This is a genomic window from Desulfoluna sp. (assembly GCF_030145185.1).
Taxonomy (GTDB): Bacteria; Desulfobacterota; Desulfobacteria; order Desulfobacterales; family Desulfolunaceae; genus Desulfoluna.
Genome location: NZ_JAQYWB010000038.1, coordinates 39377 through 57713, shown reverse-complemented (window position 1 = coordinate 57713; position 18337 = coordinate 39377). Strand labels below are relative to the sequence as shown.

Below are 18337 nucleotides of genomic sequence, written 5' to 3'. Positions count from 1 at the left end.
CAAACAGCCACTGAACCCATCGACTCTTATCCTTGGCAAATCTAAGCAGAAATTCTCTTTTGTGGCACCGATGCGTAAGATGCCAAACTTGACCCGGAATGTAATGTCGTTTAGCTCTTGCCATAGTTCTGTTCTGTTTTCATCCTAAAAAGATGATTATAGCCGTATATATCGAGGCGATCTTGACAGTTTTGCCATTATTTACAGTATATTGTCTTGGCCCGACCCCAATCACCATGACCAATCACCATGATTTTACCTCATCATGGTCAATAGTTCTTACTTCCATACTATCCTCTTCATTTATTCAATGCATGATTTCGTTTATTGGGCTAACGCATGGCTATGCCGACCCAAAAAGCTGATAGGGGAGGCGATTGAAGTGACGAAAGACATGGCCAGCTTTTGGGGTCGGCCATTAGCCAATTGTTAGATTAAAATCATGTTAATTTAGATCTTCCCAATGAAATTAGTTGTTGATGAAGGTCGTAAAGTTTATTGGCAGATTTGTTAATAATTGAAGCCTCAGTCCTAAATCTTTTTTCTTGAACCGAGTCGTGTTTTTGTGAATCAACACGTACAGCTTGCAAACCATTATTATTGGGGCATGTATACTCTGCTATATGTTCTTTAAACTCATGAACAGCTGATAAAAAATTCTCTCGACACTTTTCAATTTTTTTATTCAAAAATTTATGTTCGGCGTTATCCCATTCATAAGAGAAATCAGAAAGAGGTTGAATCTTTTCTCTTTTGAATTCTGTTAAAAAATCATGGTATCGAATAAATTCCATAACCTCGTTACTTGGAAGTAGGTTACAAAATCTTTCGAATAGTTCTTTGTCTTTTGAATTTCGAGCATCACCTTTTTTTGATTTATAATCTTGGTATTCTGTTGTGACAAAACCAGCTAATGACATAATAAAAGCAACAATAGGTTCCCATTCGAAAACCCAACCAACAGGATTCCATAAAAACCAAGCGACAGTTGCTATCATTCCGGATATTGTTAAATATTTTGCAATCATCTTTATCTCTAAATCTAACGAGCCTGTAGAATAACCCCTTTTTCAGAAATCATCTATCAGGCCAAATTGAAAGTCATTCCCTGGCATCTTTCCACAATTCAGCGAACATAAATTCTCATGCCATGCCTATCGTATTTCCAAGCCAGTAATCCAACTTATGTTTCTGGCTTACTGTCCATGCGTGCCTTTGTATGCCAAGGGAATCACTATGCCCGCATGTTCGCGTCGAAATCAACCGCCACCCATATCAGTTCCAAGCATAGTGGGCGAGTTTACCGATGTTGTGCACCATCGCGTATAGCTTCCACTGAATACCAACCTTCTCCTTCCCTCTGAGGGTAAAGTGATCCAATCCAAGGGTACTGCGGATATTTCCAAAGACCGGTTCAATGGTGCCCATACGCCTGCTGTACCAGAACCTGCCCTTGGGTGTTTCAAAACGCTTAATCATGCGGCTGACAGGCGTATCCAGTTGGCGCATGGTGTTTGTAAATATGGTTACATGCCTGTGTTCGACTTTTTTTCCGCGAATACACTTGGAACGGAGATCACAGGCCCTGCAGTCGGTCTTCTTTGCAGCGTATGTGATTCCACGAAGACCTTTCTGGTCTTTAAAGTTGCTGTTTTCGACATACAATTCATTTCCGGCCGGACAGATCAACTTTTTCTTTTCCGGGTCATAAACAAACTCGCTGGCCTTAAAATATTTAGCCTTCTTCACAGTTTTGCGCTTGTCTATAGGCTTCTTGTGCCTGTCTGCCGTTGCAAACCTCGGATCACGCTGACGAAACTGATTATCCGGTATATACGCTTCAAGATGTTTGCTTTCGGCCCAAGCAAGGCCTTCGGTGGAATGGAACCCCGTATCACCTGTAAAGACGGAATTTCTGAAAATATCTTTGACCCCATCCACTTGGCGCATATTGTCACGTGCGCCCTCAAGCATCTCCTTTAAATAAAGGTGCTCTGTTGCAGATCCAAAGGCTTCGGCATGTACAATCACTTGCTTTTCATCATCAGCTACTGCAATGCCTGTATAGCCTTGAAGGACACCATGCGATGTGGCCATTTTGGCGCTTTCATTATCGGTGATGTTACTCTGAATCGGTTTACCCCGAGTCCCGATCCTGTCTTCGTTTTCATCCAGCCAGGCATTAACCTTCTCGGCTTTCTTTTGGAGATTCTCCACGGCTTTCTCTTCTTTGGCCGTCATGCCAATAACCTCTTCACTACCCTTATCCTGTGCCTGATGCTTTTCGAGGATGACATCAATCGATTTTTCTATCTTGGCAGCCTTGCGTTTCAGGTTTTTACGGGTTCCGCTCCACTCTTTGGATGCGTTGGAACTGAGTTTGCACCCATCAATGGCGAACATTTTTTCTCCGATCAAGCCCTCCATAGAACAAATGACAACCACACGAGTGAAAAGCGCAGAGATCTCTTCTTTCAAGGATGATACAAATTTTGCGATGGTCGTGTAGTGGGGCCTGGAATCTCCGCTCAAAGCCATGAACGTCACATTGGTATTGCAGCACCAGGCTATTTTCCGGCTCGAAATAACACCCAGGGAATAAGCGTAAAGAATAATTTTCAATAGGACGGCTGGGTTGTACGCCGGTGCACCTGTTCTTTCATTGAAAAACTTTTTTTCAAAGATCGAAAGATCCAGCTCGTTATCAACAATGTGGTTGATGGCGAATACGAACGTACCGGGGATGATTTGCTCGTCAAAACAAACAGGAATAAAAAGCGATTGTGCTTGCGAATAACTTTTGTATCGGGCCATGTTCACCTCGTTGAGTTATTTGGTGAATCATAGCAAATATTGAGCAATAAATACAGCACTATATGCTCAGTTTTGACTTATTCTACAGGCTCAACGCCGCGCATGTGGGGCCGCCGAGCGTAGCGAGGGCACTGGCGCGGAGCGCCAGCGGTCCCTTACTATGCGTTTGTTAGCCCCCACCGATAGTTTTGTGAAATATGTCAGCCTGACCACCAGTAAATAAATACCACATGACCAAAAACCAAAATCCCATAAATGCAAACCCGAAACCTCCCCAAGCATTAACCAAGGTAAATCTTTGAATGCCAGGAATTAATACTGATTCGTTTACATTTTGAGGATTAATATAAGCAGTTGTTTTTTGCCCAACGGTTAATGCTTTATGGATAACATTAGAATCTTCTTTATCAGAACTTGAACTATAACCGAAATAGATATTATTACCAGTATACGTACCACCTTTGCAATTATACTGGTAAGTTACTTTTGCCTCATACATCATGTCGCCTTCATCATCTCTTTTTTCTTCAATAGATGACGTTTGCACAACACACTGTACCTGTGTCCATATTTTTGACTTATGAGCCTTTACGCAATTCATAACACCCTTGAGACAAAGCCATGACCCAAATAGAATGAACGTCAAACATAGAGGAACTATAAAAATCATATTTTTTCGCATATTTATTAGGGGCTAACGCATGGCTAAGCGGCCCCAAAAAGCTGTAAGGGGCAGCGGTTGAAGTTACTGAAGACGTGGCCAGCTTTTTGGGGTCGGCCTTGAGCAAATTGTTCGGCACTAATATTTACCTATAGCCCTCAGTTCAAAGGCAGCCTTCATTACTTTTTCGTGTAACTCTTCAAGCTTTGGATAATATGCGGGAACGCCCCACCCTGAATTAGTTTCTTTTAAAGGGGGTATCCATTCCTTGTGAAGATTGATAATAGATTTCACGGATAATGAAAGTTCAGTGAAATCGCTCTGATTGAAATTCTTTCTACTTAATGCCATTGCCATTCTTTGATAGGCACGAAAGGTATCAACCTTCGATGAAAACGCCTCACAATCAGGAAGATAATCGCATAATACCTCCACACATCGAATGAATTCTCTTAATTGTTTCTGCTTATCATCGCGTGTGTAAATATATTGTTTATCCGGGCCCATATTTAATCCAAATATTTTCGTTCAATTGCCGAACGCCAGCACTAACGGGCCGGGCGGCGCAGGACGACACAGGCCTGGAAGCGAAAACGTTTGATTAACGATAACGTTTGGGAACGGGTAGCTGTAGCCCGGTCCAGTTAAGTGCATTGTTGTAAGCCGTGCTTCAATTCAAGATGTTCCGAGAATCCAAGGCCTTGGGGACAACTAAATAAAGAAGACCTTTCGAACTGAAAGGAAGGAACCCGACAACCTTTGAGTTGCCGCCACCCCTCACGAACACAACGGCCTATGAACAAAACCGTTAACCAAGCCACCCTAAAACCAAGAAAGCTGGTTTTGTGCCTATTGTTGGCACTGTTTTACACGAGGATACTCCTGTGACAAACAGTGAAAAAGTTCAAAGAACGAAACTCTTGGGCGAAGGGACAAGGACCACAACCCTTACCGTTTTTTCAAGTTCCGATAAGGCTTACAACGCCACGCTCAGGGGCGTCAAAAAGTGGCGCGAGGAACGAGCGCAGCTTTTTGACGTCCCTTGCAGCGTATGGTTAAGGTTCGAAAAATTTCCTTGACTACGCGTAGCGCTACGTGTAATTTGAGATACAGATGTAATTGTCACTCACTGGTAGAAGGCTACGGAGGACGACCATGAACGCTTATGATTATTTTGAAGAGCGCGGAATTGAATATTTTAAAGCCAAGGGCATTATTGGTAATGCACGAGGCCACAATAATATTTTGCACTCACAAAGTGTCGAGGCACTTGAAAAGGACCTGATTGAACAAAATATCTCTCAGATCGAGGACCCAAATGGTTGGTTTTTTACCAACAGTGGTGACTTCCACAACAAAAGCTCGAAAGAGTTTCGTTCAGGAAATTGGAGAAAGCTAAAAAACCCAGGTGCCGTATTTCAAGGACAAAATAGACATATTAACCCATTTTATAAAGCAAATGATAAAGTCGACGAAGCATTTCGGAAAGCCCAACTAGAAAAAGCAACAAAGCTTATTCAGGAAGGACTTTCAATTCTCCAATCACTCTAACATTTAAATAAAGCTTCCCAAGAGAGTGACAATTACATTCAACACCTAATTAACGTTACAAGAGAACCTTAACGCCGCTATTCAGCCGCGCGGCTTTTTGCGTCGGCTGAAATAGCCTTGTTATGCAAAGCATTGACTATTTTTATCGTGTATGTGTTTTTTTCAATTGTTGCATATTTAATTGAAATATTGGGATGAACAGATAGAGCAACTTTTTTTAGAAGTTTAATCTGGTCTTCAGACATTTTTTCGCCAATGATTATGCTTTTTAAGCATTCAGGAGGATATGTATATACATTTTGTCCTTTCAAAGCGATGTATCTTAGTTCGTTTTCATAACTCCAAGATGAAGATTTGGTTGCCATCGTTTCAGTTAGGGTTTGGATATATGAAATGTCAGTATCATTATGAAATGATTTTGACCTTATAAAGTTTGAAATTAAGAGTTCCTTTGGCTTTTTTTGATAAGATACCTGGATTGGACGAATGGATTCCTTAATAGAATGATAAAAATACTCTGAAAGTTTTTTGTAATCAAAAACTAAACAATAACCCCGAAGTCCATCTGCATAATGAGCCCATAGAAGATTTTCATATAGAGGATCATGTTGATTTGTTTTGGCAGAAAAACTTATGCATTTTGAATTGTGTAATATTTTAAGAAGATTATGGATGTCATCTTTTGCAAAAGCAATACCTAAGTCAGTCATTAAAGTATCACTTTCTGGGTCAACATCGAGTCTTTCTAAAGTGTTATAATAATTGTTTGAGTCAGGATCTACGCCTTGTGAAATTCGAGTAACCTTTTCAATTAGAAAAGCCTCATCTTCACTCGAAAGTGTTTCATTAATCGCATATTCGCCTTCAAACGGATCATTGAAATCAGGTAATGAAGAAAACCAAAGGTGGTAACTCGATAGTGCTGTCAAGTTATTTGTATTTACAGAACGAAATTTATATATCTTTGAAATCATGTGATCCTTATTTTAATGCATAACGCTGGCGTTTACCGGACGGGCGGCGAGAACCGACACCGGTGAACAGGTAAAATTATTTGCAAACCGAGAACGCTTGAAAAAGTGCAGCTGTAGCCCGGTCCGAGTAAAACGCTTTGTTCTAAAACGTGCTTGAATTCAAGATGTTCATAGTATCAAAAGCTTTGGAATCAACTGAGTGAAGAGGACCTTTCGAATTGAAAGAAAGGAATCCAACACCCTTTGAGTTACCGCCACAGCTCACGAACACGACAGCCTATGAACAAAAAACGATGGACGAGCCGCCCTAAAACCCAAAATGCTGATTTTGAGGTTTTGTTGGCAATGTTTTACCCGCCTACCCTCGTAAGAAACAGTGCAAAAGTTCAAAGAACGAAGCCCTTGGGCGAAGGGGAAAGCACCCACAACCCTTTACGTTTTTAGAAGCTCCGACAAGTTTTAGAACATTGTGAATAACCCGCTCTTTTTTCTATCTATCACCTATATAGCCATGACATTCGGACAGTATATCCGATATCCAAGGGGATAAAATGGAAAATCTGACGGGGTTGGGTTCCATGTTTTGATGTTCAATACTACCGAACATCTTTTCCAGTTATTGAAGATGAGATCATAGTTTGCACACCAAATCAAGAATAGATTGACAAGCCCACCTCAACTGACATAATTTATTTGAAAAAATAACTGAAACTGTCTTTGAACATTCTATTTTAATCCTGTCCTGAGTCGTCACTATATATTGATATACCTGCCTTTAACTTTCCATGTTTTGTCTTGAATAACGTGATAGATGGCCACAATTCCATCTTAGGACGTTGATATGCGCAGTTTTCCATGTTTGAGGTTGAATAACCGGTTGTAAATTAAGTTTGTATACTTCCTTTTATTCAGAGTGCGAAACATAGCCCCGGACCCGGCCGTTGATGACGGTCTCCCCCCTTTCCATGCTCACACGTTTAAACCACCCTCGGCAGAGGATTCCACCCCATTTTTTCCGATTGAAGTCCTGGAAGATGGTCTCCTTGATGTCTTTTCCATACCGTCCCCAGCTGTCCTTTAAAGGCAAAATCATTTGGGGCAGCTGAATGCTGCTCTGTTCGTGTGGTTCGTGGTTAAATGGCCCTTGGCTTTCGAACCGAGTCCTCGGTGCAAGATAGACGCAATCGATAATAAAAATATCAAGCACATGGCAACCGCCCTCTATTCCCGCTCGCTTCGAAAATAATTCTGGCTGAAACGCCCCCGACCAAAAAAGCCGCGACGGAGCACGGCGCGCCCAGGAGGGTGACGAGCCTCCGCCTGTTGTCAAAGCCCTGAGTGTATGTCGACTTTTTCAACAATCTCGCTTTTAACCCGGATATTTCACGAGTCGAGTGCACCCATATTCAAGGCATCAGAGCTGCAGATGTAGTGGTTTACCTCAAAGCTCTGATAACGCAGAAGATGGGTGCACTCGGCTCGCCCGAAGGGTGAGAAAAGCGATCAGAAAACTGTGAATTACATTTTGTGTTTTTAAAATATCTAAATTTTTCACAGTAAATATTTGTAATAACAAAGCATTGGCTTGGAATGATCGTTTTCTCATGAAATATACGGGTTAAACCGCTCTCCCCAGAATTCACAGGCTCATATTTCCTACTCCTCAGGTTCAAAAGCCCGCAAATGGGTTACAATGCTATAAAAAAAAAATTATGAGCCACAAAAGGCACGAAAAAAAGCCCCAGACATAGAAAAAGATCTATGTTGGGGCTTCTGAAAGCTGCCCTGCACAACGCAGGAAAATGACGGTCAATGGATATTGTTTCTTTCTTAACTGGCCGAAAAAGAAGCAAAGGACATCCGGCATCAGCTGCCCTTTTGCCAAGCCCGCCTTTATTCTCTCAGTTTTTTGCCCTTTTTCGTGTCTTTCGTGCTTTTCGTGGTCAGCCCTTCCCGTCACTTCAGCGGATGTAAAATTAAAAGCACGCATAGTGCCTGTCCCCTGGTCGCACCTGATCGCACTGGTCGCACCTGATCGCACTGGTCGCAGCTATCCCCTGGTCTGCGCCGTGGCATCTATCGAAAATATTTGCCACACAACGCGCCATGAGCAACGACTGGCTTGCAAAACAGGACCTGATTTCTATTAAAAAGAAGTGGGTGAAGATCCATTACCCGGCTACGGTCCGGTAATCTTTGTGAACCGCCCGGTGCGGACCCGCATGCCAGGTGGTGTGAGGGGGTGGGGCTGGGGGAGAGAAACATCCGGCTACCCGATTCGGATAGTGCCTACGAGTTAACCGAATGAGTTGAATAGGAATAGGGCTTGATTGTTTGTAAATCTTTTTCCTCAGAACGTCTCGTACGATAAAGATCCCAACGAAGCTGTATATTCATCCAAAAGTCTTCGGACATGCCGAAAAACTTCGCAAGACGTAATGCTGTACTGGGAGTAATTCCCCGGCGACCATTTATAATTTCGTTGATCCTTTGATAAGGAACATGAATCGCCTTCGACAAGTCGCGTTGGGTGATTGACATAGGAACAAGAAATTCCTCCAACAGCATCTCGCCAGGATGTGTTGGTTCCCTAAATTTTGGAACTCTAACCATGGCTTCCTCCAAATTTTTTCTTTATGGCCCCGGTCTGACAGCACCCGACGCTTTTCGTCTTGCCCGCGCAGGCGGGGATCCATTGTGGGTGTGAGAAAGCGTATGCGTTGTGTCTTTTTATGGTGACGTGACCCGAGCATGGATCCCCGGTCATCTGGTTGTTCCTGCGTTGCAGGGTGTTTCAAGTTGCGGTCAGGCCGTATGCAACGACTCCCCGGAGAGCCGGGGAAGACGATTTCATGAAGCATAGCGGGCTTTTTGATACGCACCTGTTTCTGTCTTTGTGGGACCGGCCGGTTTGACGGTATCCTGCGCTTTTCGTCTTTCCCGCGCAGGCGGGAATCCATGTATGAAGAGCTGTATCATCCTAACTTTTTATAATGAAGTACCGGGTGGATGCGTAGGGTGCGCCGTGCGCATCGTCAGGCGCATCGTAAACCGGAAACACCGCATTATGAAATAAGACTCGTGGCCATCGTTAACTTGCGAGGCCGATGGTCCTCTCTACGGTAGAAGGTGCGGGAGCCGCACCCTACGCGGTGATGAAAAGACGTGACGGGTTGGCATTTGAATCTTTCTGTCATTTGCCTCGAACCGATCTGGCGAAGGCAAGCTGAATGATTACGAAAAATTTAACAAACAGGCCTTAAAAAATTCTTCTTGAATGAATTTTGTTTTAAATGCGGATGTGCTTTGACCCGAGGAATCCGCCTACGCAAAAGCCTCCGGCGCGACAAGCGATCCGTCTTCGCCTGCGGCTACGCCGTGACATGGGGACAAAGCGCATTTGCAACCTGCTTTCAAGGTGTTTTAGCCTAAGTGGCTTTGCCACCCTTGCCGCCGGAGGCATTGTTTTTTGTCCTTAGCTCATCCCGAACAGTCGTGGCAGAAACAGGGTCACGCTGGGAAAAAGAACCAGAATCAAAAGCCCGACGAGCATGGCCAGGATAAAGGGGATCGCCGCTTTAAAGGTCTCTTCCACGGGGATATCGGCCAGGTGCGTGGTTACGTAGAGGTTCACCGCAACCGGAGGGGTAAACTGTCCGATGGCCAGGTTAAAGGTCATCATGATCCCAAACCAGATGGGGTCCCAACCGAACTGATCCATGATGGGCAGGAAGATCGGAATAAAAATGTAGAAAATGGAGATCGCGTCAATGAGCATCCCGGCAAAAAAGAGGATGACGTTAATCACCAGAAGCACCACATAGGGGTTGTCGCTGATGGAGAGAAGGGATGCCGAGACGGCATCCAGAGCTCCCAGGGTGCTCGCGGTCCAGGAGAAGAGCCCGGCAAAGGTGATGATGAGCATCACCACGGCCGAGGCATTGGATGCCTCCACCAGAACCTCGTACAGGATTTTCAGCGTCAGGGTCCGATACAGGAAAAAACCGAGAATCAGCCCGTAAAAGACCGCCACCACCGCTGCCTCTGTGGGCGTAAAAACCCCTCCATAGAGCCCACCCAGGATAATCCCCGGAGCCATCAGTCCCCAAAACGCTTCTCGAAAGGCCTGAAACAACCCGATGTCACAAGCCATGGAGGTCTGACTTCCATAGCCCCGTTTTTTGGAAATCCACCAGGCAGGAATGATCAGGCAAAGCCCGGCCAGGAATCCTGGAATCGCGCCGGCGGCGAACAGGGTGGTGATGGAGGTGTTGGTCAAGGCACCATAAATAATCAGGGCGATACTCACAGGAACGATAATGGCCGTGGAACCGGCGGCTGCGATCAGCGCCGCCACAAACCCTCGATCGTAACCATCACGTATCATAGCGGGAATCAAAATAGCGCCAATGGCTGCCGCATCGGCAGGCCCCGACCCGGAGATGCCGCCAAAGAAGACGCACACCAGCACCGCCACAATGGCCAGGCTCCCTTTTTTCCGCCCCACCAGAAGATTGGCAAACCGCACCAGCCTCTCGGAGATGCCGCACCGTTCAAAAAGGAACCCGGCAAAGATAAACAAGGGAATCGCCAGGAGTTGAAATTTTGCGATCCCCGAATAGAAGTTGGGCGACACCACGGCGATCCCCAGGTCCGCAAACCAGATCACGACCACGGAGGAGAGGCCGATGGCCACGGCAATGGGCACACCGGACAGAAGAAGCACCAGAAAAATAAAAAACAGCAACAATCCCATGGTTACGCCCCCTTCAGTGTCGCCATCTCAGCGATAAGTACCTGAACGATGCGAACAATCACAAGCGCGGATCCCACAGGAATCGCCATGACGTAAATCCATTCTGGGAGTTCCAGCGCCTCGGTGGTTATTTCCAGGTCAATCAGATCATAGATATGAAGACAGCTGAGCCCGGCAAGGGTCGCAAAAAGAGCGATGGCCAGCACAAGCCCCCCCATGCGAACCTGGGTGGCCGCCCTGGGGGAGAGTTTTTTTTCATAATACTGCAGATTCAAGTGATGGCTTTTTTTAAACGCGGCGCTGGTTCCCAGCATGGTGAGCCAAACCAGCCCGGCCACCTCCAGCTCTTCGGTAAAGGCCAGGGAGAACTCAAAAAAGTAGCGGGTTATCACATTCAGCAGCCCCAAAACAAACATGGAGCCGAGTAGAAACGCCCCTGAGACTTCCTCAAAATTCTGGACAAACAATTTCAGGTATTTCATGGGGGATCCTATTGAGCCATATCCATTTTCGCTTTTTCAACCAGTGCCTCACCGATGCGGGGCACCCATTTTTCATAGACGGATTCAGTTAATGCGCGGAAGGCTTTTTTTTCGTCGGGGGTGAGCACCGTGACTTCCATTCCGTTTTTGCGCATCACCTCGTGGGCAGAGAGATCCGGGGCCACCAGGCCCTTGCGCACAACCGCTTTCTGCATCAGCCCTGCGTCCACGGCCGCCTTTCGAATAATGGCCTGGTCCTCTTTCGTAAAGGTTTTAAGCGTTCGATTGTTCACGGTAATCATCAGCGGATCGATCACATACCCCCAAAAGGAGACGTGGTTATGGAACTGCCAGATCTTCAGGGGAATCTCGATGCCGACGGCTGGGTTCTCCTGGGCGTCCACGACCCCCTGCTGGAAGGCGATCTTGGCCTCTCCCCAGTTCATGTTCACAGGGTTGGCTCCCATGGATTTCATGATATCAATGAAAATCGGCGTGCCCACCACCCGGACTTTGAGCCCCTTCAGGTCCTCGGGGGTTCTGACGGCGCGCCTGGAGTTGGTGAGCTCACGGTATCCGTTTTCACCCCAGCCGAGGACGGTAACCCCTTTTTTCGCGATCATCGCCTCAATCTCCCGACCCGACTCACCGGCCGTCACCCGATCCAGTGCCGCATAATCTTCAAAGAAAAAGGGTAGGTTAAACAGGTTCAAGGGCTTCAGGGTGGACGACCAGTTGATGGGGGAAGCAAAGGCAAAGTCGGCCACCCCACGCTTCAGAAGCAAAAATTCATTGGTCTGCTTGCCGGCCATGAGAGACCCTGCGGTATAGACCTTAATATTCACCCGGCCTTCGGTGCGCTCCCGCACCAGGTCAGCAAACAGAGTCGCCCCTTCCCCCCAGGGCATTTTGGGACCCACCACGCAGCTTAATTTGTATTCCTTTTTATATCCGGCCTCAGAAAGGGCCGGAAGCATCAAAAGACACACAACCGCCACCATCGATTTTTTAAGCACTGTCAACATAGAACCTGTCCTCATATAAATAATTGATAAAAGCAAATGCCTGGTTAAAAAGCGCCCCAGCAGTGGGGCTATGCCTGTCCGTTATCATTCATGGGATAAAGGATTTACTTTTAACCGGGACAATTCGAGGCTGTCAAGAAAGGAAAACGCTGGTTGCATGACTACTTTCAACCCTTTAAGCAGAAACCCACGGGCAGGTATCTGCATCCCCTGAGAAGAATCAAAAATCAGAGTCCCCCTCCGCGTGCCAATCGTTGACTTTAAACGACACAAAAACCACGTTAACCCAACCCGATATGATCATTCTCAAGAAACCGTTCTCACAGCCGGGGTCATGCCTTGATATCCCCGTGTTGCAGAAGAAATATCTCCGGCACGGGCGCCCTGACAAGTAAACGAACATAAAAAAAAATGCCGTCTGTCTTCATTTTTAAATGAAAACGGACGGCATTTTTTTATATTTGGTTAAAAGGGGACACAAAGCCTGCATCACCAGGCAAAAGGCGATGGCGATCCTGCCTCCGAGCCCCCATTCCAAAGCCCATCCACACTCGGACACCCGGTCTGCCTGACGGGTTTAAAGTGTCATATTTACCCATCCTGATCCCCTTGAATCGGCCGAAGCCCTGAAGGCCAATGGCTGTTTGCCAGGGGAAGGGCTCCATACCGACCATAAAACGCCACCAGCAGGTCGTATTGCAGCCTGTTCGGGAACTGGGCACCTCTCACAGCATACCATGCCACCGTTGCGCCGAAGGAGGCTCCATATTGATAACGCGGCCACCAGGTGGTCGACTCCCTCTCCCTCTTGGCAGAAAAGGTGTACTTGCGGTGTTCGGCAAAACATTTTCTCAGCGCCCGGGATTCCCCAATCCAAAAAATCGGAGAGTGTCCCCAGGGATACGGAAACACCATCCCCTTGTTCGCCCCGATCACATAGGCACCGGAGGCTTCCGGCGCCCACTGGATCTCTTTATCCTTCGTGTAGAGAAGCTCTTCAATGCCATCAGGGTAAGGTCGATCCACGAAAAATTTCAAATGAAAGTCTCTCATTCACATCTCCCTTATCAGCCACACCCCGGGCGCGGGCTACTCTCCATGGACCGGTCTCAAGCCGGAAGGCCAGTGCAGGTTGCCCAAGGGCATGGATCCGTAGAGGCCATAAAAGGCGGCCATCAAATCGTATTGCAGCCTGTTCGGAAATTGTGCCCCGACAACAGCGTACCACGCCACCGTGGCACCATAGGATGCCCCATATTGATATTGCGGCCACCAGGTCGTCTCGGCCCGGTCATCCATGGACAAACGAGTGAGCCGTCGGTACTCGGCAAAGCTCTTCCGCAAATCCCTGGATTCCCCGATCCAGAAAATAGGTGACTGTCCCCAGGGATAGGTAAACATCGTCCCCTGCCCCGCCCCAATCACATAGGCCCCTGAGGCCGCAGGGGCCCACAGCAGTTCATCCTCCTCTGCCTCCAGCAACTCTTCAAGCCCGTCGGGGTAAGGTCGGTCAACAAAAAATCGCAAATGAAACGTTCTCATGCCTCTCTCCGTGTCGTTGTCGTCCCTTCCAGGGTTCGCTTCAATGGGCTTTTCGATGCCGGATATGTCATGGGAAAATGCATTTCGCTTTAATCCGGCGTTACCGTTTGGTCGCCTCTTGGAGACTGATGTTGCAGAGGGCTTAATCCATCACCGCCGCCTGCCCCGGGCTGATCACCTGGATACACCCACCAAAGGTACAGATCAATTTACTGGTTTGATCAATCACCGGCAGATTTCCAACCAATACCGTGACGCTGCCGGGACTCCAGGGCGCAACGGTCATGGGTGTGCAGGGCATGGGCACCAAAACCCCCAGGGCAGCGGCTGTTGCCGACGCCACGGCGGGATTCGCCAGGGAGGTACACATGCCAAAGGGGAGGATATTCACAAAGGGCTTGTTGTCCATGATGTTTGCCACAGGAAGGGTCTGGAACACCTTGTTCAGAGGCAAAACCATCAGGGTTGACGGGGCAAGGCCGAAGGAGCATTGGAGCATGGCACCGCCGGTGACAACGTAGGGCATGGAATCTCCTTATTTTCTAATCAGCCGGTTACATCCGGGTTGCACCCGTCTCACGGTGTCGGACCATCTGTGAAACACAGAGGGAACCTGCACGCCCCTACCATTCATCATCTTCCATATCCCCATCGGGGGCCTCATCCTCAGGATAGCCTTCATCCTCAGGCCTCTCTTCGTACGCGTCCTCCTCACCTCTCCCCCCGGCCATATCTGATGTGTTCATTCCGGGTCGTTCCGATATGCCGAGCTGAACACCGGCGGAGTCGAAATGCACAAAGCTCTCAAGATCTACCTTGTAGAGTTCCTGCATGGCCTGCCACTCAATACTGGCTTTATGCTCCTCAAAGGCTGAGAGGCTGTTGATGTGTGTTGCATACTGGAGGGTATACCCGGAAAAAAGTCTGGGGTAATAAATCCTGGGATCGAAATGTTCGATAATATGATTAATATCGTCTGCCACCAGGGCGGCTCGAGACATTTCGCCTTCATGGATCAACCGATCAAACGCCTGGATTTTCCGAATGAGAAGCTGCAGGGGGTAGGCCTCTTCGCTGCTGGCAAAGGGGCCATTGGCAGGGGCCGGTTCGGTGTTCTTTTGTTCTGACCGGTTGTTTTCAATAATCGTCTCTTCCGCTTCTGTTTCGTCCTCCCCCGATTCTGGCTCAGGTTCAGGCTCGGGGGCCTTGTACACGAGAGACTGAAAACGACTCAGCCACTCATTGATTTTTGCCAGCCCATCCAAAATCGGGGTGGCCTTCTCTTCAAGAACCGGTACCAGGGACCGCCGGAATTCATCCGCCGCATCAAGGGCCACCTGAACCTCATCATGTGTAATGTCCGAGAGCCAGCGTTCCCACAAACCGGCCTTTTTCTCCTCTTCATACTGAAGTTTCTTGGCAAGCTGCTTCATCAGCCAGTTTAAAATCGTCTGAATATGCTTTTCACGGTTTTTCAGAGGCCCCACAGCCTCAAGCTGATCGCCAAGAATTTCTGCCAGGGAGTGAAAGATCCCTTCCATGGCCCTGATCCCCTCCGTAAGGAAAACTCCATAGACGAAATAACCTATAATCCGAATATCGTAGATTTTTTCAGTAAGAAGTTCCTCTGAACGGGCAGCAGCGTCCTCATAAAGGCCTTCCTGAACGAGGGTAGCGATATCATTGAACCTGGGATCAATGGTGGCCAGACCGGGGGAGTCGCTGACCTGAAGCGGCCCTGTAATCAGTTGAATAGTCATGGAGGGTTCCTGTTCATTTTTTTTTAAAAAAGGGGACTCAAGCTTTCAGGAATTTCAGGACAAGGGGATCGCCATTAGCGAAAACTTACCCCTTGCGTGCATAAAAGCAGTCCGGACAATGGGGCCTGCCATCGATGTCCTTGCTCCCGATGGCAGGAATTCTTCTTCCACAACCCTGGCACTCAACGGTCTTACTCACATCAACCCGGATCTGTTCCACAGCCGGAGACAAAACCTGTTCCTCTTTCTCCCGACGGAGCCTGGGTTTTGGCCTTTTGACAAGGCCTTCATAGCAGTGACCGCAAAAAGTCAGTCCAAGCAGGTCCCGGGCTGTGCCTTCGGAAATCGTCTTTTTGCACACGATACACTTCGGATGTGCATCCTCTGCGGCTGGCTTTCCGGGTGCAGCCGACGGGGGGTCCCTCTTCTCCTGAAGAAGGGCGTCAAAGCATTCCAGACAAAAATACCAGTGAGCCACGGCTTTATACTCGTGTTCCAGAAGATCTCTACCGCACCCTTTGCAATGCATAGGAGCCCTTTTTGGCCTGGTTCAAATCAGGTTTACACGTTTGAAGGTGGAGTGAAGGCACCACGGGACCCTCCTGGGCGCGCCGTGCTCCGTCGCGGCTTTTTTTGCCGGGGGCTTGCCCCGGCCAGAGTTACCCTGAAATGCTTATTAGTGAACCAGGTCCCCTTTTTTCCCGCCTGAGACGGTTCGTTGTTCTGCCTGATAGCCCAATTAACAAAGATTGGCTTCCCGCCCTCGGACATCTTTGACCTGCCCCTTAAAAATGGAAACCCGCCTGGGGCCGGGTTGTGTACTTTTAAGGGTGTCGTACCCGAGGTAGGTCTCGGGATGAAGCCTCACCCTTCGTTTCTGTGACGCCAAGACCAGGTCGATCTCCATCTCCATGCCCAGCGGTGCCAGCAGAGGAAAAAGAAGGCGTTTCAAGCGTTCTTTGATCTCCTCGGGCCACGGCACCTGCCTGTCTGTTACCTCGTCCTCACAGTGAAGGGTCACCCTCCTCCCGCAGACTGGAATAACGGACGTGCGACCAAACACAGCATCACCGCCAAGACGGCTGAACCCAAGGCAAACCGGGTCGGCCTTGAGACCGCGGGTTAACGTGACCTTTTCAAGCTGAACGCCCGCTTCGGGAAAGGCCCGGGAAAAAAGCACATGCAGAGCACTGCAGGATCTCAAATCAAGAATATGCAGATAGTCCCTCATGGTCAGTTCCTGGGGCAGAAAGAAGAACCGATTGATTTCAGGATAGATATGACAGATATAATCCCTGATGAGCAGGTGGTCGAAGTACCCGATAAACGCATCAAAGGAATTTCCCGAGCTGATATCGCTCTCAATCTTCTTTCGAAAATAACCCGGCAGGGGCGATTGAGCTCCCATGAGTCCAAGACACAGGGTGATCTCAACCTCTTTGAACGGCACGTCAACAAAACGGACGCTGTAGATCAACCGTGGCTGGGAGCAGATACTGTTGTGCCCCCTGAACCGAATCTCATGGGGGCCGTATCCCATCTCAATCAAAAGTCGCAGAAGCGAAATGATATCAAAGAGGTGAATTTTATCGGCGATCTGTTTTTCAAGGCTGTTCATGGGGAATCCAGAGAGTTGTTGGGGGGCGGATGAATCAAAGAAACGGAGCCGAGACGGGGCAAAAAGAGAAAATGATCCGTCGATGGCTGAGGAGGGTTCGGCGGTCTTCACTTTGTCTGATTCCCGCGTCCTCCCAATTCATACGCCTCAACAAGATCTTCCACCTTATTGAGCAGTTCATGCATCGCCGCCTCACGGCCCTTTGTGGCCTCCTGTTGGATGAGCGCCCCCAAGTCCTCGACAAGCGAGCCCAGGGTCTCTGCCTCATCCCCACTGAACCGTGCGAGAAGAAGTGCTTGAAGCCGAGAGTAACAGGAATGCAGGGTCTCCTCCGGGGCCTCTTCCAGCACCGTCTCGACGGCCGGAGGTCGGGCCTGTCGCCAGCTTTTACGAAGGCGTTCGGGCGAGAAGAGCGCGTCCAATGGACTTGAGGGGCTCTTTGTCTTGATTGGGCTCACAGCAGGTTCCGCCCTGCAACCACCAGAACAAGATACGCAACCACAAAGCAGCCCGCTGAAAACAAATAGCCCAGATACGGCGACTCCAGGTGACTGACAAGGGTATTCTCCTCTGTCACAGAAGCCGTCACGGCCAGCTCATCCTGCTCAAGTTTAATGGACAAATTTTTCATGTACTCTTTTATTTTAACGGGGTTGTCCTGATAGCGCCCACGAAATCCGTAACTGAGGCAGAAGTAGTAGACCTCAAAAATAAAAAGGGATGTCTGGGGTTTAAGCAGGATATCATCCATTATTTCGTAAAAAACCTCTCCGGCGTTTTCGATTTGAAACAGCTCTTTCTGAAGTGATGGCCAGCTGGTATGCATTTTTTCGAGAAAACTAGCCAGAATCTTCTCATCGATCTGGGCGACAATGGGGAAGAGAATCAGGTAAGTATCCCGCTCGGAATACTGCTCGGAAAGCGTGGCCCGTAAAAAATCAAGCTGGGTGCGAAGATCTGCGCGCACAGCCACCAGATCGGCCGTCCCGGACCTCCCGGGTTCATCTTCCACGACGGGGGTCACAGACTCGCCCTGCTTCCGGGACTCATCCGAAGCGCCCCCGCCCTCCTCCGAAAAAACTCTCTTGCCACAAAGGGTTTCCAGCTTCGTATACACCTCATGAATCGCTTCCCAGTATTTGTTTTGCATGGTC

At 48.2% G+C, this 18337-nt stretch carries 20 protein-coding genes; 1 reads left to right on the top strand and 19 read right to left on the bottom strand.

The window, feature by feature from the left end; translation table 11 throughout:
- Nucleotides 1-440 precede the first annotated feature (440 nt).
- The 4 genes from Q1Q75_RS13435 to Q1Q75_RS13420 form a co-directional block, all read right to left on the bottom strand.
- Nucleotides 441-1028, bottom strand: a complete 588-nt coding sequence (locus Q1Q75_RS13435) for a hypothetical protein (protein ID WP_300671538.1) — start codon at nt 1026-1028, stop codon at nt 441-443.
- Between the two features lie 247 nt (nt 1029-1275).
- Nucleotides 1276-2814 (bottom strand): IS1182 family transposase, encoded by a 1539-nt coding sequence (locus tag Q1Q75_RS13430; protein WP_300671535.1) that lies wholly within the window; start codon nt 2812-2814, stop codon nt 1276-1278.
- A 169-nt stretch (nt 2815-2983) separates the two neighbouring features.
- Nucleotides 2984-3484, bottom strand: a complete 501-nt coding sequence (locus tag Q1Q75_RS13425; protein WP_300671532.1) for a DUF3592 domain-containing protein — start codon at nt 3482-3484, stop codon at nt 2984-2986.
- 129 nt (nt 3485-3613) lie between these two features.
- Nucleotides 3614-3982, bottom strand: coding sequence for a hypothetical protein (locus tag Q1Q75_RS13420; protein ID WP_300671529.1), 369 nt, complete (start codon nt 3980-3982; stop codon nt 3614-3616).
- A 648-nt stretch (nt 3983-4630) separates the two neighbouring features.
- On the opposite strand from Q1Q75_RS13420, the gene Q1Q75_RS13415 reads away from it, so the two are divergent.
- The gene (locus Q1Q75_RS13415; protein ID WP_300671526.1) at nt 4631-5026 is read left to right on the top strand and encodes a hypothetical protein; all 396 of its coding nucleotides are present in this window, start codon (nt 4631-4633) and stop codon (nt 5024-5026) included.
- Between the two features lie 77 nt (nt 5027-5103).
- On the opposite strand, the gene Q1Q75_RS13410 is transcribed toward Q1Q75_RS13415, so the two are convergent.
- From Q1Q75_RS13410 to Q1Q75_RS13340, 15 genes are all read right to left on the bottom strand, one after another.
- Entirely contained in the window at nt 5104-6000 is an 897-nt protein-coding gene (locus Q1Q75_RS13410) for a DUF2971 domain-containing protein (RefSeq protein ID WP_300671524.1), read from the bottom strand.
- A 904-nt stretch (nt 6001-6904) separates the two neighbouring features.
- Nucleotides 6905-7093, bottom strand: coding sequence for a hypothetical protein (locus Q1Q75_RS13405; RefSeq protein WP_300671521.1), 189 nt, complete (start codon nt 7091-7093; stop codon nt 6905-6907).
- A gap of 666 nt (nt 7094-7759) precedes the next feature.
- Nucleotides 7760-7990, bottom strand: a complete 231-nt coding sequence (locus tag Q1Q75_RS13400; protein WP_300671518.1) for a hypothetical protein — start codon at nt 7988-7990, stop codon at nt 7760-7762.
- Nucleotides 7991-8289: 299 nt separating this feature from the next.
- Nucleotides 8290-8613, bottom strand: coding sequence for a HigA family addiction module antitoxin (locus Q1Q75_RS13395; RefSeq protein WP_300671515.1), 324 nt, complete (start codon nt 8611-8613; stop codon nt 8290-8292).
- Nucleotides 8614-9475: 862 nt separating this feature from the next.
- Nucleotides 9476-10729 (bottom strand): TRAP transporter large permease, encoded by a 1254-nt coding sequence (locus Q1Q75_RS13390; protein ID WP_366945211.1) that lies wholly within the window; start codon nt 10727-10729, stop codon nt 9476-9478.
- A 29-nt stretch (nt 10730-10758) separates the two neighbouring features.
- Nucleotides 10759-11238, bottom strand: a complete 480-nt coding sequence (locus Q1Q75_RS13385) for a TRAP transporter small permease (protein WP_300671509.1) — start codon at nt 11236-11238, stop codon at nt 10759-10761.
- Between the two features lie 8 nt (nt 11239-11246).
- Entirely contained in the window at nt 11247-12263 is a 1017-nt protein-coding gene (gene dctP / locus Q1Q75_RS13380) for a TRAP transporter substrate-binding protein DctP (protein WP_300671506.1), read from the bottom strand.
- Between the two features lie 591 nt (nt 12264-12854).
- Nucleotides 12855-13316: a hypothetical protein gene (locus Q1Q75_RS13375; protein WP_300671503.1), complete on the bottom strand. Its 462-nt coding sequence runs from the start codon at nt 13314-13316 to the stop codon at nt 12855-12857.
- A gap of 36 nt (nt 13317-13352) precedes the next feature.
- Nucleotides 13353-13805, bottom strand: coding sequence for a hypothetical protein (locus Q1Q75_RS13370; RefSeq protein ID WP_300671501.1), 453 nt, complete (start codon nt 13803-13805; stop codon nt 13353-13355).
- A gap of 142 nt (nt 13806-13947) precedes the next feature.
- Nucleotides 13948-14331 carry a DUF4280 domain-containing protein gene (locus Q1Q75_RS13365; RefSeq protein WP_300671498.1) on the bottom strand — a complete coding sequence of 128 codons (384 nt, stop codon included), beginning with the start codon at nt 14329-14331 and terminating at the stop codon, nt 13948-13950.
- Between the two features lie 97 nt (nt 14332-14428).
- Entirely contained in the window at nt 14429-15565 is a 1137-nt protein-coding gene (locus Q1Q75_RS13360; protein ID WP_300671495.1) for a type VI secretion system protein IglI family protein, read from the bottom strand.
- Between the two features lie 85 nt (nt 15566-15650).
- Nucleotides 15651-16094, bottom strand: coding sequence for a hypothetical protein (locus Q1Q75_RS13355; RefSeq protein WP_300671492.1), 444 nt, complete (start codon nt 16092-16094; stop codon nt 15651-15653).
- Nucleotides 16095-16304: 210 nt separating this feature from the next.
- Nucleotides 16305-17294, bottom strand: a complete 990-nt coding sequence (locus Q1Q75_RS13350; RefSeq protein ID WP_300671489.1) for a hypothetical protein — start codon at nt 17292-17294, stop codon at nt 16305-16307.
- Nucleotides 17291-17641, bottom strand: coding sequence for a hypothetical protein (locus tag Q1Q75_RS13345; RefSeq protein WP_300671486.1), 351 nt, complete (start codon nt 17639-17641; stop codon nt 17291-17293). The genes Q1Q75_RS13350 and Q1Q75_RS13345 overlap by 4 nt, the downstream gene beginning before the upstream one ends.
- Entirely contained in the window at nt 17638-18333 is a 696-nt protein-coding gene (locus Q1Q75_RS13340) for a DotU family type IV/VI secretion system protein (RefSeq protein WP_300671483.1), read from the bottom strand. The genes Q1Q75_RS13345 and Q1Q75_RS13340 overlap by 4 nt, the downstream gene beginning before the upstream one ends.
- Nucleotides 18334-18337 lie beyond the last annotated feature (4 nt).